This window comes from Pusillibacter faecalis (assembly GCF_018408705.1).
Classification (GTDB): domain Bacteria; phylum Bacillota; class Clostridia; order Oscillospirales; family Oscillospiraceae; genus Oscillibacter; species Oscillibacter faecalis.
This window is the reverse complement of record NZ_AP023420.1, coordinates 2,482,626-2,503,811: the sequence shown is the minus strand read 5'-3', so window position 1 is coordinate 2,503,811 and position 21,186 is coordinate 2,482,626. Positions and strand designations below refer to the sequence as shown.

The following is a 21,186-nucleotide window of genomic DNA, read 5'->3' as shown; positions in this document are numbered from 1 at the left end:
GAGGGAGCGCCGCATTGAATATGAGCTGTCTTATGACAGGCCAACAGGAGCGGGTGCGGCGCTCCCAACTGTCAAAAACACCTTGGGACATTTCGTCCCAAGGTCATAAGTCGCAGGCCAGTGCTTTTATGAGGCGCTGGCCTTTCCCTGTTGCCGAGAATTGAAAAGGAGGTCTTTATGCAGCAGAGAAAACAACATACCGCATTTGCGGTGGATGGCTACGCCATCACCGCCAGCTTTGCAGACTGCAAAAATGCGGCAGCGCTCCATCATGTAAAGCAGATTTTACTATCTTCCTTTGCCAACAATACGGCAAAAAATAGCTCCGGCGACATCCTTGCAATCCCTCCCGAACAGAGGGATAATAATAGTGGGGGTAGTCCCTATGTACCTTGAAAACTTCATATTCCCCGCGTATTGATTGCGTTTTTTCATTGACCCATCGACAAATGAAAGGACGGATCAATATGATGGAAAACAGACTGATGACAGGTAATCGAGTTGATTGCCTATACCGCGTGTCCACCGACAAGCAGGTGGACTACAACGACAAAAGCCAAGCCGACATTCCCATGCAGCGCAGAGAGTGCCATCGCTTCTGTGAAAAAATGGGCTGGACGATTGTTCACGAGGAACAGGAGGACGGCGTGTCCGGGCATAAGGTTAGAGCTGAAAACCGGGACAAGCTGCAAATCATCAAGGAGCGCGCCAAGCAGGGGAAATTCGATATTCTGCTCGTGTTCATGTTTGACCGCATCGGGCGTATCGCTGATGAAACGCCCTTTGTGGTAGAATGGTTTGTTAAGAACGGAATCCGGGTCTGGAGTACCCAAGAGGGTGAGCAGCGGTTTGACAATCACACGGACAAGCTCACCAACTACATCCGCTTCTGGCAGGCTGACGGCGAAAGCGAAAAGACTTCAATTCGCACAAAAACCGCTCTCGGCCAGCTCGTCGAGGACGGCGGTTTCAAGGGCGGTCTTGCTCCTTATGGGTATGACCTTATAAAGAGTGGGCGCTTCAATAAACGCAAGCACGAAGTTTTTGAGCTGGCTGTCAACGAGGCCGAGGCCGCTGTGGTACGGATCATCTTTGACAAATATGTGCATGAGGGTTTCGGCGCTCAACGGATCGCCACCTACTTAAATAACCTCGGCTATCGAGCGAGAACGGGCAAAATGTGGCATCACGCCAGCATCCGGGGTATCATTTGCAATCTGACATATACCGGGGTGCTTCGCAGCGGCGAAAGCCGCTCCCAAACGCTGCCCCATTTGCAGATCATAGCGCCGGAGCTGTTTGAGGCCGCACAGCACATTCGTACCTCCCGCGCCAACTCCGCCGAACAGGAACGGCATGTACCGCTGAATACCCGTGGCCAGTCCTTGCTGGCCGGGAATGTCTTTTGCGGGCATTGTGGCTCCCGGCTGGCGCTCACCACCAACGGCAAGGCTTATCCGTGCAAGGAAGATGCTCACCGCATTGTGAAGCGTGTGCGGTATATCTGCTACGGCAAGACACGCAAGCAAACCGAATGTGACGGGCAGACGGGCTACACGGCGCATATTCTTGACGGTATCATTGATAAAGTGGTCCGGCAGATCTTCGAGCGAATGAAAGCAATCCCTAAAAGTGAGATCGTCAATATCCGCTATCGTGAAAAGATGGAAGAACGGAAAGCGCTTCTCAAAAGCGCAAAATCTGACTATGCCAAGGCTGCCGCCGAGCTTGATACACTCCGTGGAGAGGTCATTAAAGCCCTCCGGGGCGAAAGTGCTTTTTCGCAGGAATTGCTCAGTTCCTTAATTGCGGACGGTGAGAAAAAATGTCTCACCATTCAGCATACTATGGAGGCGGCGCAGGCGGCCTACGATGAGGGGCAGGTCATGCTGGATGCCTTAAACGCTCAGTACGATGACATTATCTCATGGGCGGATATGTACGACAGCGCCAGCATGGAGTCAAAGAAAATGATTGTGAGCTGCCTGATCCGGCGTGTGGAAGTGTATCGAGACTATCGGCTGCATATCGACTTCAACATTGACTTTGAGCAGTTCAGCGCTGGGCTGGACATTTCGGCAATCGCCGCATAAGAAAAGCCCGCTTCAAAAGAGAAGTGGGCATAAAACAAAAAACTCGCTTTTTTCAAAGCAAGCATTTATTAAGAATACTCAGCGCACCCGATTGGTGGAGATAAGCGGGATCGAACCGCTGACCTCTTGACTGCCAGTCAAGCGCTCTCCCAGCTGAGCTATACCCCCATGTAAGGGGTGCGCTGAGTAATTTCTTATTCAATTAGTGCGGGGGTTGTTTACCGCTTCAACCGGGCTCCCAGCTGAGCTATACCCCCAAATAAAAGGGTGTGCTGAGTATTTCTTATTCAATTTTCGAGAGGGGTGTGTAACCGCTTCAACCGGGCTCCCAGCTGAGCTATACCCCCAATTGTCTCTGCCGCCCCTTGTAAGATTATGAAGATCTTTCCCACACTCCTTGGAGCTGCAGATTCCGAACCGGAACAGTTGATAGTATAGCAGGAATCCGCCACATTGTCAACAGATTTTTTCAAAAAATACAGTATCTTTTCATTTTTTTGGCTGCGCGGTCTAAACTCCTTGATACACAAAGGTTTGCGCCGCGCCAGTTCGGTTTCACTCCTGATTTTCCATCGTGTGTCGGACGTTTTCCAGAAGCATCTCCCGCTCATTGCGCAATTCGTCATTTACTACCGCATCCAGCAACCTATCTAATGTCTGGCCAATGGCTGGCCCTGACAGTCCCATTTGCAGCAAATCCCTGCCGTTCACTGCCAACTGCTTAAGAGAAAAGCAGGCAGACTCCGCGAGGAGTTTCTCTAAAATCTCCTCCGCCCGGTCCAGCTCCCGCTGACGGTCCCAATAGGCCGGTGCCTGAGCCAGATTATCCGCCCGCTTGACAGCTATCAGACGGCGCAGGTCCTCCTCGCCCAAAATCCGCAGTGCCCGCCGGATGCTCTTCTCCGTCCGGGGAATGTTCCGGTCATGCCAGTCTACCAGCCGTGTTACGGTCTCTCGAAACTGGGTGGAGCATTTTAAGCGCCGCAGCATCTGGTCCGTCAAATCCCGGCTGACAGCTCCGTGGCCGTAAAAATGCCCTATGCCATCTTCATCCACAGTGAAACAGGAGGGCTTACCGACATCGTGCAGCAGCACCGCGCAGCGAAGGATTGCCTCCGGCTGCACCGCTGACACCGCGTGCAGCGTGTGCTCCCACACATCATAACAGTGATGCGGATTTCGCTGGTCCAGGCCCACCATCGGCAGCAGCTCCGGCCAGAATACGCCGAACACCTCCGGATAGGCCCGCAGTACCTTCGCCGCGTCTCCACCGCACAGCAGCTTCCACAGCTCCGCCTGAATCCTCTCCACAGCGATGGCTCGGAGTAACCCACGCTTCCGGCACAGGCTTTTCCCGGTAGCAGACTCTACCGAAAATCCAAGCACCGCCGAAAAACGAAGGCAGCGCAGGATGCGCAGTGCATCCTCGCCAAAGCGTCGGTCCGGGTCCCCGACACAGCGCAGCATCCCCCTTCTCAGGTCCTCCTGGCCATGGAACGGGTCCCGCAGCTCTCCCCGCAGGCTGAATGCCATGGCATTTACCGTAAAGTCCCGTCGTGCCAGGTCCTCTTCCAGTGAACGGGTGAATGAAATGGTGTCCGGCCGGCGGTGGTCGCTGTACGTCCCATCCAGGCGATAGGTCGTAACCTCCACGCTTGAATGGTTCGCCCGCACTGTGACCGTCCCGTGCTGCACCCCCGTTGGAAAGGCATGGGAGCCAAAGAGCGCCATGGTCTCCTCCGGCAGCGCGGAGGTGGTCACATCCCAGTCCTCCGGCGTCCGGCCTAAGAGCGCATCTCGGACGCATCCACCTACGCACCAGGCTTCGTGGCCCGCCGACTCCAGCTTCTGTAGCACCGTTTGCACAGATTCCGGCATGTCCAGCATCCTTTCACCTACTTTCCTGTTGCATTCCCCTGTTTTTTGGAATATAATAAGTTGCTTTTGATTATACTCTGTTTTTCCCGGTTTCGCAATGCGGGAAATCAGTTTTGGAAAGGAAGTCCGCTGATATGATGCACAATTCCACCTCCATCGAAACCTTTTTGGTCCCTGACAAACGAGTCCATCTAGCAGGGATCGGAGGCGTTTCCATGTGCCCGCTGGCGGAGGTTCTCCAGGGCATGGGGCTGCATGTCCAGGGTTCTGATATGAATGACAGCGCCACAGTGGAGCACCTGCGCTCCCTGGGTATCCCTGTGGCTGTGGGCCACAACGCCGAAAATCTGGGGGAGTGTGATCTGGTCATCCGCTCTGCCGCCATTCACGACAATAATCCGGAGATTGCCGGCGCTATCGCCCGCCATATCCCCGTCTATGAACGCGCCCAGGCCTGGGGCGCCATCATGCGCCGCTATCCCAACGCCCTGTGTGTCTCTGGCACCCACGGAAAGACCACCACCTCCTCCATGTGCGCCCATATCTTCATGGCGGCGGAGAAGGACCCCACGGTGATGATCGGCGGCACGCTGCCGCTGTTCCACTCCGGATATCACGTGGGCCATGGGGACACCATCATCCTGGAGTCCTGCGAATACTGCAACAGCTTTCTCTGCTTCTTCCCCACGGTGGCGGTCATTCTGAACGTCGAGGCGGATCACCTGGATTTTTTCAAGGACCTGGACGACATCAAGCATTCCTTCCGGCAGTTTGCGGAGCTGGTTCCTCCCACAGGGCACGTCATCGCCTGCGCGGATAATGCCGGCGCCATGGATGCGGTGGCAAACCTGTCCCGTCCGGTGTTCACCTACGGTCTGGATCGTGACGCCGACTGTACTGCCGCGATCCTCAAAGATACGGAGGGTACCCCCTCTTTTAACATCGTCATCCACGGTGAGACCTATGCCCATGTGCGGCTCCACGTCTACGGCCGGCACAATGTGCTCAACGCCTTGGCCGCTGCCTCCGCCGCCTATGTTCTGGGGGTCCCTGGGGAGGCTGTGGAGCGTGGGCTGGACGCCTTTTCCGGTGCCAGCCGCCGGTTTGAGCACAAGGGGACCTATCATGGGGCGGAGATCTATGACGATTATGCCCACCATCCCGATGAGCTTCATGCCCTGCTCACCACTGCCAAGGCGCTTGGCTATCAGCGCCTAGTGGTGGCCTTCCAGCCTCATACCTATACCCGCACCGCAAAACTCTTTGACCGCTTTGTGGAGGAATTGAAGCTGGCGGATCTGGCGGTGGTGGCGGAGATCTATGCGGCACGAGAGCAGAATACTCTGGGTATCTCCTCCGCCGATTTGTGTGCCCGGATTCCCGGCGCCATCTATTGCCCCACTTTGGAAAAGGTCTCAGAGCAGCTGCGTCAGATCGCCCAGCCAGGGGACCTGATCCTCACCGTGGGCGCCGGCGATATCTACCGGGTGGGAGAAAAGCTGCTGAAGGAGGTCTGAGCCGTGCGGGTTTCTCAAGTTTATACTGCGGCCCCCTCAGAGGAGCGCTGCGCCGTGGAGATGGAGACCTTTGCCCTGCTGGACCGCCTTGGAATCCCCTATACTTGGGTGGCCCACGATATGGCCAACACTATTGAGGACTGCGCCGCCGTGGATGCGGCGCTGGGTATCTCCATCTGCAAGAATCTGTTCCTGTGCAACCGGCAGAAGACGGAGTTCTATCTGCTGGCTATGCCGGGGGACAAGCTCTTTCAAACCAAGGAGCTGAGCCGCCAGCTAGGTACTGCCCGTCTCTCCTTCGCTCCGCCGGAGAGAATGGAGGAGCTGCTGGGCTGCGCCCCTGGTTCTGCCAGTGTGCTGGGAATGGCCTACGACAAGAGCCATCAGGTTCATCTGCTGATGGACCGGGAGGTCTATGAATCGGAGTGGTTTGGTTGCCATCCCTGCAAAAGTGATGCCACCTTGCGCATTCAGACGCGGGACCTGCTAAACATCTTCTTCCCCTATACGGGACATCCCGTCACTGTCGTGGATTGATAAGGTGTGGAGGTCTGTACGTATGCTGGACGATCTTCTCGAATGGGTTTTGGGAGTGATTTTGGAAGGAGCCTCAGAGGCTGCTGGGTCCCAACGCTTCCCCATGCCGGTGCGCGTTCTGCTGGCTGGCATCCTGCTCGTCTTCTATTTCGGGATTGCCGGACTGCTGTTTGGGGTTGGAATTGTCTCTGAAAGCACAGGGCTTGTGATTCTGGGCACCACTTTTTTCGTCGGCTTTGCAGTTTTATGCGCCCACAAAATCAGACATCGGCGCAAACATCGCTGACACTCCCCGCCATGCTTCCCCCATTTCAAAACGATAAGAGAGCCGCCGCGTTGTAGCGCAGCGGCTCTCTTGCCATTTTAACAACCGGCTTCCTCCAACAAAGAAATCGCTTGTTCCAGCGTCCTCTCATAATCATTGTCTATCACGAGGCAGGGGCACCCATACCGCCGGCATAGCTCCAGACAGCGGGCATTGTCCTCTAGCACGCTCTCTTTCGTGCACCCAGAGTCCTCTAAGCGGTGTTCCACCACATTGGCAAAGCGCAGGATATCGTCAAAATGGCGTTCAACATATGCCGGCGTCATCACAAGGCAGCATCCCCGGATTTTTCCTAGATATCGCTCGTCAAAGTCCTCTGTCCAGTTCAGGGGGATCAAGATTCCCTCCACAATCAAATTCTGATCGTTTTCAATCGCCGTTTTGATCAGTTCCCGGACTATGGGCCAGAGGTACTCTCGCAGGCGGTCGTCCTCCTCCGGCGTCAGGGTTGTTTGCCCGCTCCGGATGAACCCCATCTTGAGAAGATCCAGGGAGAGATATGGATGCCGGTATCGCTCCATCAGTCTCTGCGCCAAAAGCGTTTTTCCCACGTGGGAGGGACCTGTCAGCAGATAAACCATACCTGCCTCCTCATCGCACCCGCTCTACCACAGAGCGGTAAAATTGCGGGTCCTCCTGCACCATCCGAAACTCGCCCCGTTCCAGCAAAACCCGGAGCCGGTTCGCCAGCAGGGTGTCTCCCACGCCGGGCTGCTCCCGGCCCAGGATTTCCCCGATCAATCTTGCGACCTTCTTCCGTCCCATAGGCAAGGCGCGGCGAAGGCAATCGTCATAGAAGTCCGCATCCACGCTTCGGACACGGCCGTTGACCACCGCCCGGAGGGGGGCATTCTCCTCCTGCAGATGGTGCCAGCGGTCTGAGAGCATCCGGAGGACGATGGGCGTCAACGGCTGCTCCAGCGGCAAAAAAGCGCCGAATTCCTCCGGAGAAACCTCTCCCCAGCCCTGGTAGATCTCCACGATTCCATCCAGCCGTACCTTCCAAGGTGGGAGGAGCACCACAGAAATCTGTGCCCGGGTCCCTGCCAGGAGGCTGGCGGCATGGAGCAGCCCGCAGGCGCTATCCGGCAGACCGTCTGCCCAGATACGGACAGTCTCGTCCGGGCCGCAGTTTTTCAGACGCTCCGCCGCCTCCAGAGTTCTCCGCCAATCCCGCTCCATGATCTCCTCATACCAGTGCTCCAGCAGCATCCGGCGGGTCTCCCCCATAGGTTCCCGGATATCCCCCATGGAGAGGGCGAGAGGCAGCGCCAGCACATCCCGCGGATTCCCGCCCAGCGGTACCGCCTTTCTCCGCCGCTCCGCCGCCTCCCGTCGTGCCCGCTCCAGGGCCGCCTCTTGTTTCTCCGGCGGGGACAAAGAATCTGTCGCCCCTTCAACAGCTCCATAGACCAACCCCACAGTGCTCACGCCTCCGCAGTGCTGCGCCATCTTAAGTCCGCCTTGCGTGGACTGATCAAAACACAGCTCCAGCAATCCACTCACTCCCCACCACATGAAATTTCCTGTGCAGGCTCGGCATCCTTATGTGCCTGCCTTGTTCCGGCATTTCTCGGGTGCCTCGACTCTCTTGCGTCCTACTCTAGCACACAGCTTGGAAAAAAACAAGACGGGCGGCGTTGCCGTCCGTCTTGTCCTCTCATGCGCTTATGTCCTGCTCAGAGCCTCGTCGATGGCCTTGGCGGCAGTCTTGCCTGCACCCATAGCCAGGATGACGGTGGCCGCACCGGTGACGGCATCGCCGCCGGCGTAAACATGGTCGCGGGAGGTAAGGCCGTCCTCGTTCACCACGATGCCGCCCTTCTTGTTGATCTCCAGGCCCTTGGTTGTAGACTTGATCAAAGGGTTGGGGCTGGTGCCCAAAGCCATGATCACGCAGTCCACGTCCACGTCGAACTCGCTGCCGGGGACCTCAATGGGCCGGCGGCGGCCAGAGGCGTCAGGCTCCCCCAGCTCCATCCGGATGCAGCGAATGCCCTTGACATCGTCGTTCTCATCGGCCAAAATTTCCACCGGGTTGCAGAGGGTCTTGAAAATGATGCCCTCCTCCTCGGCGTGCTCCACTTCTTCCTTTCGGGCGGGCAGTTCCTCCATACCGCGGCGGTAAACCACGTAGACCTCAGCCCCCAGGCGCTTGGCGCAGCGGGCCGCGTCCATAGCCACGTTTCCTCCGCCCACGACCGCCACCTTCCTGGGGTGAATGATGGGGGTGTCGGAGTCCGGCAGATAGGCCTTCATCAGGTTGATACGGGTGAGGAACTCGTTGGCGGAGAGGACGCCCTTGTAGTTGACGCCGGGGATGTCCATGAACATGGGCAGGCCCGCGCCGGAGCCGATGAACACGGCCTCGAAGCCCTGCTCTTCCATCAGCTCGTCAACGGTGATGGTGCGGCCCACCACTGTGTCCTTCATGATCTTCACGCCAAAGTGCTCCAGACGGGCCACTTCCTTGGCGACAATCGCCTTGGGCAGACGGAACTCAGGGATGCCGTACACCAGCACGCCGCCCACCTGGTGCAGCGCCTCGAACACGGTGACGTCATACCCCTTCCGGGCAAGATCTCCGGCGCAAGTAAGACCTGCGGGACCAGATCCCACGACCGCCACCTTGTGGCCGTTGCTCTCCGGTACAGTGGGGGCGCCGCCCTGGTGTCCGTGGGCGTTGTGATAGTCGGCCACGAACCGCTCCAGACGGCCGATGCCCACCGGCTCGCCCTTGATGCCGCGCACACACTGGCCCTCGCACTGGTTCTCCTGGGGACAGACACGGCCGCAGATGGCGGGCAGACTGTTGGTAGAGGTAATGACACCGAAGGCCTCGTCAAACTTGCCCTCGGCCACCTTGGAAATGAATTCCGGAATATGTACATTCACCGGGCAGCCGTTCACACACTTGGGATTCTTGCAGTTGAGGCACCGCTGAGCCTCGTCGATGGCCATCTCCGCCGTGTAGCCCAAGGCCACCTCGTCAAAGTTCTTGTTCCGGACGTCCGGCTCCTGGGAGGGCATGGGGTTCTTCTTCAAAGACATGTTCGCCATCTTATTTGGCCTCCTTTTTCAGCAGATTGCAGGTCTCCTCGTACTTGTGCTTTTCGAAGGCCTGATACATCTGATTGCGCTTGACCGCCAGATCCCAGTCCACCTTGTGTCCGTCAAAATCCGGGCCGTCTACACAGGCAAACTTCATCTCGCCGCCCACACTCAGCCGGCAGCCGCCGCACATGCCGGTGCCGTCGATCATAATGGGACTCATGGAGACCGTGGTAGGAATACCATAGGGTTCCGTGGTCTTGGAGACAAATTTCATCATCACCATGGGACCAATGGCGAACACCTCGTCATACTGGTTGCCCGCGTCGATCAGCTCTTTGAGCGCGTCTGTCACCAAGCCCTTTTGTCCATAGGAGCCGTCGTCTGTGCAGATCTTCAGCACGTCGGAGGACTTGCGGAAGTCATCCTCCAGAATCACCAGGTCCTTATTTTTAAAGCCCACCACGGCATGGACCTCGGCCCCGTCGTCATGGAATTTTTTGAGCACCGGATAGGCAATCGCACAGCCCACGCCGCCGCCGACTACGCAGACCTTTTTCTTTCCCTCCGTCTCGGTGGCCTTACCCAGGGGGCCCACGAAGTCCTGCAGACAGTCGCCCTGCTGGAGCTGCTTGAGCTTTTCCGTGGTAGCACCCACAGTCTGGACAATGATGGTGACAGTTCCCTTGTCCGGGTCATAGTCATTGATGGTAATCGGAATCCGCTCTCCCTGTTCGTCCACCCGCAAAATGATGAACTGGCCGGGCTGGGCCTTCTTAGCCACCAGCGGTGCCTCGATCTCGTACAGTGTTACAGTGGGCCTGAGCTCTTCTTTTCTTACGATACGAAACATAACTGAATCTTCCCTCTTTCCCAAATGATCAATTTTGAGACATAGCGGTCGTGTCTGCAATTGCCATATCGTATGTATTGTAATACGGCGTCCCAACTTCGTCAATCTGTTTTTGCAAGATTGATAAATTTCAGACAATTTGAACGACTATGCCAACAGGGTGATTCTGCGGCCGTCCGACTGGATCACTCCCTCGGTGCGCAGGCGTTTTAACTCCCGCATCATGGCGCTGCGGTCCGTGGCAATATAATCCGCCAGCGTGCTGAGAGAAAATGGCAGTGTAAAGCTCTCCTCCCCCTCCTGATCTGCAAGCTGGCGGAAATAGCACAGCAGCTTTTCCCGGATCGACCGGCGGGAGAGTACATCCACCCGGCGGGAAAGTCCCTGAGCCTTGTCGCTCATGAGCTTCAACATATTTTGTACCAGAAGGCTGTGATGCGTACAGGCGTTTTCACATCGCTTGAGAATATGGGCGTAGTCAATAAACAGCACATCGCAGGGGGTACGGCAGATCACCTCCAGGCTGTCGCGAGCTGTGCCGGAAAAGGCCAGCGTCCTGCCAAAGACGCCGCCGGGACCCAGCTCCTCCATCACAGTGGAGACCCCATCCTCATCAATCCGAATCAGCGCCGCCTCTCCCCGCTCCATAATTCCGACGGCATCATTTTTAGGGCTTCCGAAGTCATACACCAGCTCATCCGGGCGAAACGTCCTCTGCACGGCCTGAAAGCAGGTCAGCATTCGGCAGTACTCCTGATAGCTGATGTTTTCAAACAGCGGGCTTCGTTCCAAATCCTCTTGTGTCAGCATGATACCCCTCCCTAGTTGTTGCATATATCACAATATAATTTTATCAAGATTTCATGGAAATGTAAAGAAACATTTCATCAAATTTCATAGATTGTTCACCAACTGTTTCCATGGACCTTGTATATTATGAATAGAGGCCGCAAGGTCCAAATTCAGGCGGACCCTCCGTCTATGAGAAATGAGGCAGACTGGTGAATATTGCTTATTTTTTACTCCCCAAAGCCCGTGTCGCCCATGTGTACGACGACAACACCTTCCGCCAGGGTCTGGAAAAAATGCGTCACCACGGCTACACGGCCATCCCTGTGATCTCCCGCACCGGGCAATACGTGGGCACTGTCAGCGAGGGGGATTTCCTCTGGCGGCTTCTCAGTGAGGAGGAGGGCAGGCGCTGCACGATGAAGGAGCTGGAAAAGCTTCGGGTGCGAGATATCCTTCAAGATGGAGCTTACCCGCCCGTGCGCATCACCGTCACGATGGATGAACTGCTGGACAGCGCAATGAATCAGAACTTCATCCCTGTCGTGGATGACGTGGGCAGTTTCATCGGCATCGTCACCCGCAAGGACATCATCCGCCACTTCGCGGAGCAGGACAGCCTGCCAAGGAACCTGCGCCAGATCGTATGATCGGATGGTATCAAAAGAGGCCCGACAGTTGTCGGGCCTCTCTTTTTTACCGCCTCCGGCGGAGGACGCGCCGTGTCAGCAGGGCGGCAAGTACCACGGTCAGAATCACTACAGCCAGCACTGCCAGTGTAGTCCATCCCGGATTTTTCATCAGCTCCACCACATTCCAGCTCTGGCTGACCTGCTTGCGGCCGTCACCGCTTTCATTGGCGTACTGCTCCGGGACACCCTCCTCTCCAAAGGATTCAAGGTATGACGCAAGGGCATACCACTCCTTGATCTCATTGCCCGCCGCGTCATAGAGGATGCAGTCGTTGAAATCCCTTACCGGCGTGCCGTCGGCCATCTTTGGCTCCAGGGATAAGAGGCCCAGGGATTTGGCCTTTACCGTCCCCAGCATCTGGGCGGAGTACATTCCGGTGACTACTCGGTAAAGCTGGTCATCCTTCAAGTCAGAGAATGCCTCACTGCCGGCAAAGGGCTCGTACAGCCGCGCCGCCATCACCCGGTCAAAAAACATCCGGTGCGTGTTAAAGGCATACTCCATACCCCCGAGATACAACTGAGCCTCCGGCATGATGGGGGTCACGGAGGCGTCCACCTCCGCAGCGGCTTTCAGCTCCTTTCCCGTCAAATACACCCCCACCAGGGGAAAGCCTGAGGTACCGTCAGCCCCCACGCCCATAGAAAGCACATCGAATGCCTGGGAAACCGTGATTTCTCCGGCATGGAGAGGCGCGCGCAGCACACCGGCCGCGGTGACACTGACGGTCTGCACATTCGGTGCGCCGGCTTCCAGGCGCTCGGCCGCCCACAAAAAGGCGTCCGCAGCCAGATTTCCCAGGTTGTTCCCCTGCTGAATCCCCGGTGCCGGGGTGGACAAGTCAAATTCCGCCGTAGTCAGCACCTGGTCATAGGTGAATCCATAGCGGTCCAGGTACGTCTCGCCCACCTGGACCTTCCACGCCTCCACCAGGGCGTTGATATCCGGCGCTTCCGGCAGCGTCTCGTCAATGGGCGTCAGGTGGTAGTCCACCAGGGTCTTGGCGCCGGAGGAGTCCTTCCGGAGAGTGAGGGACCCCAGGTTCTCACAGTACGGCCCAGCGGAGACGAGATAGGTGTCGTTCACCACCAACGGCTCTGTCAGTGTGGTGTGGGTGTGGCCGGAGATGATCACGTCAATGCCGTCCACAGCCTTCGCCAGCAGTTCGTCCTCAGAGCGCTTGGGGTTTTCGTTTGTGCCGGAGTGAGACAGACATACGATCACGTCCGCCCCCTGGGCCTGGAGGGTCTCCACGCACCGCTCCGCCGCCAGAACGGCGTCTTCCAGCACAAAGCCGGAGGTGGGCGCGCAGTCGTGGGAGTCCTGCCCCATGAGGCCGAATATTCCAAAGGAGACGCCGCCCCGCTCAATGAGCTGGGTCTCCGCCATGCCATAGCGGTCCATGGCCTCCTGGATATAGGTCCGGTCGGGGTTGTCCGGGGCCGGGGTGTAATTGGCCGTCAGCAGAGCGGGGAAGAAGAACGTCGCAGGACCGTACAGCTCCTGGAACACCTCAAGGGGCCCCGGCTGGTCCGGCTGGGCCTCATCCAACGCCGCCCAGGCCGCGTCCCGGGCGTCTGCGGCGGCGTTGAGCATCTGGGCAAAGCCCAGGCCGGTATGGTCAAACTCGTGGTTTCCGATGGTAGCGGCATCATACCCCAGCGCCCCCATGGTCCGCAGCTCCGCAGCCTGGGTGGTGTAGAGGGTCTGGATCAACGAGCCGATGGAAAAATCCCCGCCGTCCACCAGCAGCGCATCGGGGTGAGCCGCCTTTTCCGCGTCAATGGCGGTTTTTAGCCGGGCGTAGCCGCCGCTCTCCCCGCCGTCCTCTGCCCGCTGGGGCAGAAAGTGGGAGTGGAGGTCGTGGGTAAACAAAATCGTGACCTCCTGAGCATCCGCAGCCGCCCCCCAGGGTATACAGCCCATGGCCAGCAGCAGCGCCAGAACCAGCGCACAGCAGCGTTTCATAGCCTCATCCTTTCCCGGGAAACAAAGTGCCCGCCGCCGGCCGGAGAGCTGGCGACGGGCCGATATGCTATTCTACCACAATTCCGCTGTCGGAAAAAGCCCTTAAAAGCGCGTTCATGTCGCCGGGGATGGAGATCGGCTCGCCGCAGGCCTTGATGGCGTTGGCCACGTCCTTGAGGCCGTTGCCTGTAACCACGCTGACCACGGTTTCCTCCCGCCCCAGGATACCCTGCTCACAGAGCTTCTTCACACCCGCGGCTGCAGTGACACCCGCCGGCTCACCAAAGACCCCGCAGCTTCTGCCCAGGAGCTGCTGGGCCTCCATGATCTCCCGGTCGGAGACGTTCACCGCAAGGCCCTGGGACTCCCGGATGGCCATCAGCGCCTTGTCGCCGTTGCGGGGGACTCCTACGGCGATGGAGTCGGCAAAGGTGTTCTCCTCCATAGGCTCCCAGCTGCCGCCCCGGACGACGGCCCGGTTGATGGGGCAGCAGCCCTCCGCCTGAGCGGAGATCAGACGGGGCAGGCGGTCGATGAGCCCCACGGCATGCAGGTCCTTGAGGCCCTTCCAGAGTCCCGCAATGGTGCAGCCATCCCCCACGGAGATGGCGATGTAGTCCGGTGCCTGCCAGCCCAGCTGTTCTAAAATCTCATAGGCCACGGTCTTTTTTCCCTCAGAGAGATAGGGATTGATGGCGGCGTTGCGGTTATACCAGCCCCAACGGTTAATGGCCTGTCTGGAGAGCTCAAAGGTCTCCTCGTAGCTGCCCTGGACGGAGATGACGGTGGCGCCGAAGGTCATGAGCTGGGCCACCTTGCCCTTGGGCGCCCGGGAGGGGACAAAGATGTAGGTCGCAAGGCCCGCCGCCGCTGCGTTTCCTGCGAGAGATGAGGCGGCGTTGCCAGTGGAGGAGCAGGCGATCACCCCAGCCCCGGCCTCGCGGGCCTTGGCGACGGCCATGGCGCTGGCCCGGTCTTTAAGGGCGCCGGTGGGGTTCAGTCCGTCGTCCTTGACCCAGAGCTGTTTGAGGCCCAGCTGTGCGGCGAGGCGGGGCTCGTCATAGAGGGGGGACCAGCCCACCCGCAGGGGGGTAGGCTCTGTGGTCTCCTCAATGGGCAACAGCTCACGATAGCGCCACATGGTCCGCTCCGTCCGTTCCGCCAGCACTGCCTTGGTCAGCCGCTTTTTGATCTCGTCGTAGTCGTAGACAATCTCCAGCACGCCGCCGCACGTGCAGGTGGTCAGGTCCGGCGTGGCCGGATAGGTTTTGCCGCACTTGATACACTGGCCGTATTTGACGTTTTTCATAGAGTTACTCCTTTCCATCAATAACGAAATGAAAATGGGCGGGAGTAGGCCGCCCGCCCTACTCCCTTGCATGTTCCTGGGAGTTCTCCGCCAAATTCTCCAGAGCCACCCGTGTGGCCTCCACAATAAAGTTTGAGAATGTGCAATCTGTTCCACGAATCGCAGTCTCCACCTGTTCGATCACATCGTTCGGAAACCGAACGCTTTTACTGGTCGTCGGTGGATTTTTGGGAATGTGGAACTTTCGCACGTCTATCAGCCTCGCACTTGTTGATACGATTAATTGTAATGCAACTAACTCCCTGTGTCTGCATCACATTTGCACTACATTTATGCTACAATTATCATACAGAAACACGTGTTTGTCTGCATTACAATTTGTACGATAAATCGTATGACAGATGCTTACCTGAGGTAATAGAAATGGAGAACTTCCCTGCTTATTATACGATGCTTTTCAATGCCATCACGGAGGCCCTTCGGCTCATAGGAAAGAGCCGGCATGCCGATGCCGCCCTGCTGCTGAAAGACGCCCAAATACGCGCAGAGGACGCCTATATTGAAGCCGACAGCAGCCCGGCATCCCCGGAGGACTGACGGGGGGATCGCCTCCTGCGGCACCTCCTTTTCCTACCCCGGCACGCCGTTTCATCCCGGCGCGCCACCGTGGGAGACGATACCCCGATCAGCCCCCATACAACCGCCGCAGGGCGGGGCAAGGCCCCGCCCTGCGGTTTTCTTACAGCGCTTTTAAAAGGCCCGTGGCCTCGTTAAACGCATCAATCAGCTCGTCAAGATCCTTCGCCTGGGCATGGACGGCATCCCAGATTCCCTCGTACCACAGGGCATTGAGCTCCTCCACGGTCTTGCCCTGCTGCTCCACCCAGGTATAATATTTCAAATTGTGAACCCGCTTGCGGTCCGCATAGGTCAACTCCTGCATGCTGTCCGTCTTGACGGCCAGCATATGGACGCCGTGGTCCAGCGCCGCCTCATGAACGGTATAGGCGCCATACTCCCCGTTCAGCTCCCCGATGCGGCTTTGGTACATCGCGGCGGAGTCGGTGAGGACAGTGCCCACCACATCCCGGCTGGTGAACTCGTAGTACTTGGCCATCTTGATGCAGCAGAGCACATTGGCGATACCGGAGATGCCAAGCCAGGTAAGCTGCTCCACCAGCTCCGGGGCCAGGCGTAGCTCCTCTTTTAGATACGTCCGGCCCTCCGGGGTGTTGAACAGGCGCAACAGCCGCTGGCTGTCCTCATCGTCGATGTCGATCACCATGTCGGTGTTCTTCACGTTGTGAATCCAGGGGATGTGCTTGTCGCCAATGCCTTCGATCCGGTGTCCGCCAAAGCCGTTTTCCAGAATTGTGGGGCACTGCAGCGCCTCGCCCACGGCCAATTTCAAGTGGGGGTAGAGCTCCTTGAGCCGGTCGCCGGTGGAGAGGGTACCGGCGGAGCCGGAGGTGAAGCAGGCTCCCGCGAAGCGGTCTCCGGGGAGCTTCACGGTCTCGAACACATCCGCCAGGGCGTTGCCAGTGACATTGTAGTGCCAGAGGGGGTTGCCCATCTCCTCAAACTGGTTGAAAATCATGTAATGGGGGTCCTGCTTGAGCTCGTTGGTCTTGTCAAAAATCTCCTTGACGTTGGACTCGCAGCCAGGGGTGGCGATGACCTCTGCGCCGATCTCCCGCAGCCAGTCGAAGCGCTCCCGACTCATCTCCGCCGGGAGAATCGCCACGCCTTGGGCCCCCAGCAGCGCGGAGTTAAACGCGCCGCCCCGGCAGTAGTTGCCGGTGGAGGGCCAGACGGCCTTGTGGGCCTTCACGTCAAACTGGCCGGTGACAAGCCGGGGCGCGAGGCACCCGAAGGACGCGCCTACCTTATGGCAGCCGGTGGGGAACCACTTGCCCACCATGGCGATGATCCGGCAGGGCACGCCGGTGAGCTTCGGGGGCAGCTCGATGTAATTGGGCACCGCCTGGAAGAGGCCCCCACTCTCCTTCGCCTCGTTCTTCCAGGTGATGCGGAAGAGGTTCAGGGGGTTGACCTCCCACAGTCCCACGCTCTTGAGCCGCTCCTGAATCTTTTCAGGGATGGTCTCTGGATGCCGCATCTGGGCGATGGTGGGGATGATGATGCCGTTCTCCCTGGCGTTTTGGATGTTGTGGTCCAGGCCCTCCCGGTTGATGTGCAGATCAATCATGTTTACCCTCCTGCTGTTTTGTGTCAATGTAAGAATATAAGGTGTACTTGGAAATTCCAAAATACTTGGCGATCTTGTCGCCGGACTTTGTCACTAAAAACGCGCCGTTCTGGCTGAGAAACTGGATGGCGCGGATTTTGTCCTCCTTGTTCATCAGCACTACGGGCTTACCTACCAGAGCCACGGACTGCTGAATCAGCTCCTCCAGCAAATCGTTGACATTAACGATCTTCTCCGGCTCCGCCGGCTGAGGGGTGGAGATCAGGTCCGCGATGGCGTTCTCCACCATCATGAGGCGGGAGATGTCGTAGTTGATGGCGAGAATGGCCGCCACCTTTCCCCGGCTGTTGCGGATATAGATGGTGGAGGACTTCAAAATCTTTCCGTCCGGCGTTTTGGTGAGATAGCACAAGTGGTCTTTGGTGGTCTGGTCCTGGCTGCGCAGCTGCTCCAGCACCACATGGGACGCGCCGTCTCCCACCTTCCGTCCGGTGACATGACCGTTGAAAATGGCCACGATGGAATGGTCTGGGTGACGGCTGAGGTCGTGGACCACCACCTCGCATCCGCTGCCGAACTGGGCGGCGATGCCTGCGGCCACCTGCCGCAAAAGCTCCAGTCTTTTGCTCTCCGTGAGGCCCCCTCCTCTCTGCATATTCGCACAATCTATCCTCTTTATCATATCATAGTTTTTATGGAAATCAACCGCTTTTCAAAAAATTTTTTTGCGTTTCAAACTTTTTGTTTGACAAGTGCTGTTCTTATGCTATGATAGAAGAAGGTACACATAGGCATTTCAAATCTATCGAATATGAACAAAGATGATGGAGGGTATCGCGATGGATTTCGAGGCAGTCAGACAGGCAGCGGAGAGTTACAAGGCCGATATGTCCCGCTTTTTGCGGGACATGATCTCCCACCCCAGCGAGAGCTGTGGAGAGCGGGAGGTGGTCGCGTGTATCCGGGCGGAGATGGAGAAGCTGGGCTACGACAAGGTGGAGGTAGACGGCCTTGGCAACGTAATCGGTTATATGGGCCAGGGCGACAAGATCATCGCCTTTGACGCTCACATCGACACCGTGGGCGTGGGCAACCGGGACAACTGGGAGGCAGACCCCTACCAAGGCTTTGAGACGGACGACATCATCTACGGCCGGGGCGGCAGCGACCAGGAGGGCGGCATGGCTTCCGCCGTGTACGGCGCCCGGATTATGAAGGATTTGAACCTGATTCCGGAGGGCTACCAGATTATGGTGGTGGGCTCCGTTCAGGAGGAGGACTGCGACGGCATGTGCTGGCAGTACATCGTCAACAAGGACTTCCCCAGCAAGGAGGAGGCCCAGCGGCGCATTGAGTTCGTGGTCTCCACGGAACCCACCGACGGCGGCATCTACCGTGGGCACCGGGGCCGCATGGAAATCCGGGTGGACGTGAAGGGCGTGAGCTGCCACGGCAGCGCCCCGGAACGGGGAGACAATGCCATTTACAAGATGGCGGACATCATCCGGGATGTCCGTGCTCTCAACGAAAGCGGCGACGGCCCCTCCAACCCCATCAAGGGCCTGGTGAAGATGCTCAACCCGGCGTTCAATCCCCAGCACGCCGAGGACGCCCAGTTCCTGGGCCGGGGCACCTGCACCGTCAGCCAGATTTTCTACACCTCCCCCAGCCGCTGCGCCGTGGCGGACAGCTGCGCCATTTCTATCGACCGGCGCATGACCGCCGGGGAGACCTGGGACTCCTGCCTCAGAGAAATTGAGGAGCTTCCCAGCGTGAAGAAATACGGCGACGATGTGAAGGTCAGCATGTACATGTACAGCCGCCCCTCCTGGACCGGCGAGGTCTATGAGACAGAGTGCTTCTTCCCCACCTGGATCAACAAGGAAAGCGCCGCCCACGTCCAGGCTCTGGTGGAGGCCCACCGCGGCCTTTACGGGGACGCCCGGGTGGGCCACGCCGACCCCGATCCCCGTTATGACACCATGGCCCTGCGCAGCACCCGTCCCTTGACGGACAAGTGGACCTTCTCCACCAACGGCGTGTCCATCCAGGGCCGGTACGGGATTCCCTGCGTAGGCTTCGGCCCCGGCGCGGAGGCCCAGGCCCACGCTCCCAACGAGATCAACTGGAAGCAGGACCTAGTAACCTGTGCCGCTGTCTACGCCGCCGCAGTGAAGCTCTACAAACCCGAAAATCGGACCGGGGATGTCTCTGAATTCCGCCAGGGTCTAACGGATAACAACATTCAGTAAACCTGGGGGGGCATACTTATGACAACAGTGGATAAAGCCTGGATGCGAGAGGCCCTCCGGCTCTCCCAGCAGGCTGTCGCCCACGGAAACGAGCCCTTCGGCGCCGTGCTGGTCAAGGATGGCGAACTGGTCTACTCCAATGAAAATCAAATTTACACCCGCCATGACCCTACCTTCCACGCGGAGGCGGGCCTCCTGCGGGAGTTCTGCCGGGAGACCGGCATCACGGACCTCAGAGCCTATACCCTCTATTCCAGTTGTGAGCCCTGCTTCATGTGCAGCGGCGCCATGGTGTGGGTGAAGCTGGGCCGGCTGGTTTACGGCGCCAGCAACCGGGATCTGGAAAAGATTCTGGGGCAGGAGGGCTGCGACTGCAGCAGTATGGTGTTTGCCCACTCCGGCCACTGCCCTGCCGTGACTTCAGGGGTGCTCCGGGAGGAGTGCCTTCAGGTTTTAAAAGATTATTTTGGGCAGCCAAAGTCTGCCCCTGAACTTTAAGCGGAAAGGAAGCGCATGACTATGAGCAAAACTGTCAAGCTTGCCCAACATCTGGAACAGCTGCACATCAACAACATGTACAAAAACGATTTCTACTGGACCTGGGACAAGACCGACGAGGAGCTGGAAGCCATCTTCACTGTGGCCGATGCCCTGCGGGACCTGCGGGAACGAAACAGGTCCACCCGGATTTTTGACTCAGGACTTGGTATCTCCATCTTCCGGGACAACTCCACCCGCACCCGGTTCTCCTTTGCCTCCGCCTGCAACCTGCTGGGACTCCAGTGCCAGGACCTGGACGAGAAGAAGTCTCAGATTGCCCACGGCGAAACTGTCCGAGAGACCGCCAATATGGTCTCCTTCATGGCAGAGGTCATCGGTATCCGGGATGACATGTACATCGGTGAGGGCCATAAGTATCAAAAGACTTTTATGGATGCTGTAAAAGAGGGTTATCGGGACGGTATCCTGGAGCAGCAGCCCACCCTGGTAAACCTCCAGTGCGACGTGGACCATCCCACTCAGTGCATGGCTGACATGCTCCATATCATCCACCACTTCGGCGGCGTGGAGAATTTGAAGGGCAAGAAGCTGGCCATGACCTGGGCCTACTCCCCCAGCTACGGCAAGCCCCTCTCCGTCCCCCAGGGCGTCATCGGCCTGATGACCCGCTTCGGCATGGACGTGGTACTGGCCCACCCAGAGGGGTACGATGTAATGCCCGAGGTGGAAGAGATTGCACGGAAGAACGCGGCGGCCACCGGAGGGTCCTACAAAAAAGCCGCCTCGATGGAGGAGGCCTTTGACGGCGCCGACATCGTCTATCCCAAGTCCTGGGCACCCTTCGCCGCCATGGAGCAGCGCACGAAGCTCTATCAGGCTGGGGACCAGGCGGGCATTGATGCGCTGGAGCAGAAGCTTCTGACCCAGAACGCTCAATATAAGAGCTGGACCTGCAGCGAGGAGATGATGAAGCGCACGAAAAACGGCAGCGCCCTGTATCTCCACTGCCTGCCAGCTGACATCACCGGCCTGAGCTGCCCTGAGGGCGAGGTTGCGAACTCTGTGTTTGACCGCTATCTAGTTCCTCTTTACAAGCAAGCCAGCTTCAAGCCCTATATCATCGCCGCCATGATCCTGATGAGCAAGGTCAAGGACCCAGTCTCCGCTCTGCTGGCCATGGACGCCGGCGGCAGGCGCAAGGTGTTTTAATG

21 protein-coding genes and 1 tRNA gene are annotated in these 21,186 nt (G+C 58.1%); 10 read left to right on the top strand and 12 right to left on the bottom strand.

Features of this window, described 5'->3' with window-relative positions; all coding sequences use genetic code 11:
- Positions 1–177 precede the first annotated feature (177 nt).
- Positions 178–396: a hypothetical protein gene (locus tag KJS55_RS12455; protein ID WP_178869655.1), complete on the top strand. Its 219-nt coding sequence runs from the start codon at positions 178–180 to the stop codon at positions 394–396.
- Between the two features lie 71 nt (positions 397–467).
- Complete coding sequence (locus KJS55_RS12450; RefSeq protein ID WP_228300535.1) at positions 468–2,093, top strand: recombinase family protein; 1,626 nt, start codon at positions 468–470, stop codon at positions 2,091–2,093.
- Between the two features lie 92 nt (positions 2,094–2,185).
- Here KJS55_RS12450 and KJS55_RS12445 read toward each other — a convergent pair.
- Positions 2,186–2,261, bottom strand: a tRNA-Ala gene (locus KJS55_RS12445).
- Positions 2,262–2,648: 387 nt separating this feature from the next.
- Positions 2,649–3,971, bottom strand: coding sequence for a CCA tRNA nucleotidyltransferase (locus KJS55_RS12440; protein ID WP_228300534.1), 1,323 nt, complete (start codon positions 3,969–3,971; stop codon positions 2,649–2,651).
- 134 nt (positions 3,972–4,105) lie between these two features.
- On the opposite strand from KJS55_RS12440, the gene murC reads away from it, so the two are divergent.
- Genes murC through KJS55_RS12425 form a run of 3 tightly spaced genes read left to right on the top strand, consistent with a single transcriptional unit; the run spans position 4,106 to position 6,311 of the window.
- Complete coding sequence (gene murC, locus KJS55_RS12435; protein ID WP_213543418.1) at positions 4,106–5,488, top strand: UDP-N-acetylmuramate--L-alanine ligase; 1,383 nt, start codon at positions 4,106–4,108, stop codon at positions 5,486–5,488.
- 3 nt (positions 5,489–5,491) lie between these two features.
- Positions 5,492–6,025: a prolyl-tRNA synthetase associated domain-containing protein gene (locus KJS55_RS12430; RefSeq protein WP_228300533.1), complete on the top strand. Its 534-nt coding sequence runs from the start codon at positions 5,492–5,494 to the stop codon at positions 6,023–6,025.
- A 22-nt stretch (positions 6,026–6,047) separates the two neighbouring features.
- Positions 6,048–6,311: a hypothetical protein gene (locus tag KJS55_RS12425; RefSeq protein ID WP_187030503.1), complete on the top strand. Its 264-nt coding sequence runs from the start codon at positions 6,048–6,050 to the stop codon at positions 6,309–6,311.
- Between the two features lie 77 nt (positions 6,312–6,388).
- Here KJS55_RS12425 and KJS55_RS12420 read toward each other — a convergent pair whose 3' ends face one another.
- From KJS55_RS12420 to KJS55_RS12400, 5 genes are all read right to left on the bottom strand, one after another.
- Complete coding sequence (locus KJS55_RS12420; protein ID WP_187030501.1) at positions 6,389–6,931, bottom strand: adenylate kinase; 543 nt, start codon at positions 6,929–6,931, stop codon at positions 6,389–6,391.
- A 10-nt stretch (positions 6,932–6,941) separates the two neighbouring features.
- Positions 6,942–7,847, bottom strand: a complete 906-nt coding sequence (locus tag KJS55_RS12415) for a DUF3658 domain-containing protein (protein ID WP_213543417.1) — start codon at positions 7,845–7,847, stop codon at positions 6,942–6,944.
- A gap of 171 nt (positions 7,848–8,018) precedes the next feature.
- Positions 8,019–9,410 carry an NADPH-dependent glutamate synthase gene (gene gltA, locus KJS55_RS12410; RefSeq protein WP_213543416.1) on the bottom strand — a complete coding sequence of 464 codons (1,392 nt, stop codon included), beginning with the start codon at positions 9,408–9,410 and terminating at the stop codon, positions 8,019–8,021.
- 1 nt (position 9,411) lies between these two features.
- Positions 9,412–10,254 (bottom strand): sulfide/dihydroorotate dehydrogenase-like FAD/NAD-binding protein, encoded by an 843-nt coding sequence (locus tag KJS55_RS12405; RefSeq protein WP_213543415.1) that lies wholly within the window; start codon positions 10,252–10,254, stop codon positions 9,412–9,414.
- Between the two features lie 147 nt (positions 10,255–10,401).
- Positions 10,402–11,064: a Crp/Fnr family transcriptional regulator gene (locus tag KJS55_RS12400; protein WP_187030495.1), complete on the bottom strand. Its 663-nt coding sequence runs from the start codon at positions 11,062–11,064 to the stop codon at positions 10,402–10,404.
- 191 nt (positions 11,065–11,255) lie between these two features.
- On the opposite strand from KJS55_RS12400, the gene KJS55_RS12395 reads away from it, so the two are divergent.
- Entirely contained in the window at positions 11,256–11,693 is a 438-nt protein-coding gene (locus KJS55_RS12395; protein WP_187030493.1) for a CBS domain-containing protein, read from the top strand.
- Positions 11,694–11,739: 46 nt separating this feature from the next.
- Here the strand turns inward: KJS55_RS12395 and KJS55_RS12390 are convergent, their stop codons facing one another.
- The 3 genes from KJS55_RS12390 to KJS55_RS17530 all read right to left on the bottom strand — a co-directional run bounded on the left by KJS55_RS12390 (position 11,740) and on the right by KJS55_RS17530 (position 15,263).
- Positions 11,740–13,704 (bottom strand): bifunctional metallophosphatase/5'-nucleotidase, encoded by a 1,965-nt coding sequence (locus KJS55_RS12390; RefSeq protein WP_213543414.1) that lies wholly within the window; start codon positions 13,702–13,704, stop codon positions 11,740–11,742.
- 67 nt (positions 13,705–13,771) lie between these two features.
- On the bottom strand, positions 13,772–15,013 hold the full coding sequence (locus tag KJS55_RS12385; protein WP_213543413.1) for a threonine synthase: 1,242 nt from the start codon (positions 15,011–15,013) through the stop codon (positions 13,772–13,774).
- A gap of 58 nt (positions 15,014–15,071) precedes the next feature.
- The gene (locus KJS55_RS17530) at positions 15,072–15,263 is read right to left on the bottom strand and encodes a YlcI/YnfO family protein (RefSeq protein ID WP_256315898.1); all 192 of its coding nucleotides are present in this window, start codon (positions 15,261–15,263) and stop codon (positions 15,072–15,074) included.
- 173 nt (positions 15,264–15,436) lie between these two features.
- Between KJS55_RS17530 and KJS55_RS12380 the strand changes: the two genes are divergently transcribed.
- Positions 15,437–15,610, top strand: coding sequence for a hypothetical protein (locus KJS55_RS12380; protein WP_187030484.1), 174 nt, complete (start codon positions 15,437–15,439; stop codon positions 15,608–15,610).
- A 142-nt stretch (positions 15,611–15,752) separates the two neighbouring features.
- Here KJS55_RS12380 and KJS55_RS12375 read toward each other — a convergent pair whose 3' ends face one another.
- Together KJS55_RS12375 and KJS55_RS12370 are read right to left on the bottom strand one after the other, a co-directional pair.
- On the bottom strand, positions 15,753–17,222 hold the full coding sequence (locus KJS55_RS12375; protein WP_213543412.1) for a pyridoxal-phosphate dependent enzyme: 1,470 nt from the start codon (positions 17,220–17,222) through the stop codon (positions 15,753–15,755).
- A complete protein-coding gene (locus KJS55_RS12370) occupies positions 17,215–17,877 on the bottom strand; it encodes a helix-turn-helix transcriptional regulator (protein WP_187030480.1) in 663 nt (220 codons plus the stop codon). The genes KJS55_RS12375 and KJS55_RS12370 overlap by 8 nt, the downstream gene beginning before the upstream one ends.
- 184 nt (positions 17,878–18,061) lie before the next feature.
- Here KJS55_RS12370 and KJS55_RS12365 point away from each other — a divergent pair, with 184 nt between their 5' ends.
- From KJS55_RS12365 to ygeW, 3 genes are read left to right on the top strand one after another with little or no spacing between them, the layout of a single operon-like run.
- Positions 18,062–19,474, top strand: a complete 1,413-nt coding sequence (locus tag KJS55_RS12365; protein WP_213543411.1) for a YgeY family selenium metabolism-linked hydrolase — start codon at positions 18,062–18,064, stop codon at positions 19,472–19,474.
- Between the two features lie 18 nt (positions 19,475–19,492).
- Complete coding sequence (locus KJS55_RS12360) at positions 19,493–19,972, top strand: nucleoside deaminase (protein WP_213543410.1); 480 nt, start codon at positions 19,493–19,495, stop codon at positions 19,970–19,972.
- A gap of 21 nt (positions 19,973–19,993) precedes the next feature.
- Positions 19,994–21,184, top strand: coding sequence for a knotted carbamoyltransferase YgeW (gene ygeW / locus KJS55_RS12355; protein ID WP_187030474.1), 1,191 nt, complete (start codon positions 19,994–19,996; stop codon positions 21,182–21,184).
- The last annotated feature ends 2 nt before the right edge of the window (positions 21,185–21,186 follow it).

Bases quoted from the DNA above. Each gene is read 5' to 3' on its own strand.
- KJS55_RS12455 (WP_178869655.1), top strand. From the start codon at position 178: ATGCAGCAGAGAAAACAACATACCGCATTTGCGGTGGATGGCTACGCC.
- KJS55_RS12450 (WP_228300535.1), top strand. From the start codon at position 468: ATGATGGAAAACAGACTGATGACAGGTAATCGAGTTGATTGCCTATAC.
- KJS55_RS12440 (WP_228300534.1), bottom strand. From the start codon at position 3,971: ATGCCGGAATCTGTGCAAACGGTGCTACAGAAGCTGGAGTCGGCGGGC.
- murC (WP_213543418.1), top strand. From the start codon at position 4,106: ATGATGCACAATTCCACCTCCATCGAAACCTTTTTGGTCCCTGACAAA.
- KJS55_RS12425 (WP_187030503.1), top strand. From the start codon at position 6,048: ATGCTGGACGATCTTCTCGAATGGGTTTTGGGAGTGATTTTGGAAGGA.
- KJS55_RS12420 (WP_187030501.1), bottom strand. From the start codon at position 6,931: ATGGTTTATCTGCTGACAGGTCCCTCCCACGTGGGAAAAACGCTTTTG.
- gltA (WP_213543416.1), bottom strand. From the start codon at position 9,410: ATGGCGAACATGTCTTTGAAGAAGAACCCCATGCCCTCCCAGGAGCCG.
- KJS55_RS12405 (WP_213543415.1), bottom strand. From the start codon at position 10,254: ATGTTTCGTATCGTAAGAAAAGAAGAGCTCAGGCCCACTGTAACACTG.
- KJS55_RS12400 (WP_187030495.1), bottom strand. From the start codon at position 11,064: ATGCTGACACAAGAGGATTTGGAACGAAGCCCGCTGTTTGAAAACATC.
- KJS55_RS12390 (WP_213543414.1), bottom strand. From the start codon at position 13,704: ATGAAACGCTGCTGTGCGCTGGTTCTGGCGCTGCTGCTGGCCATGGGC.
- KJS55_RS12385 (WP_213543413.1), bottom strand. From the start codon at position 15,013: ATGAAAAACGTCAAATACGGCCAGTGTATCAAGTGCGGCAAAACCTAT.
- KJS55_RS12380 (WP_187030484.1), top strand. From the start codon at position 15,437: ATGGAGAACTTCCCTGCTTATTATACGATGCTTTTCAATGCCATCACG.
- KJS55_RS12375 (WP_213543412.1), bottom strand. From the start codon at position 17,222: ATGATTGATCTGCACATCAACCGGGAGGGCCTGGACCACAACATCCAA.
- KJS55_RS12370 (WP_187030480.1), bottom strand. From the start codon at position 17,877: ATGCAGAGAGGAGGGGGCCTCACGGAGAGCAAAAGACTGGAGCTTTTG.
- KJS55_RS12365 (WP_213543411.1), top strand. From the start codon at position 18,062: ATGGATTTCGAGGCAGTCAGACAGGCAGCGGAGAGTTACAAGGCCGAT.
- KJS55_RS12360 (WP_213543410.1), top strand. From the start codon at position 19,493: ATGACAACAGTGGATAAAGCCTGGATGCGAGAGGCCCTCCGGCTCTCC.
- ygeW (WP_187030474.1), top strand. From the start codon at position 19,994: ATGAGCAAAACTGTCAAGCTTGCCCAACATCTGGAACAGCTGCACATC.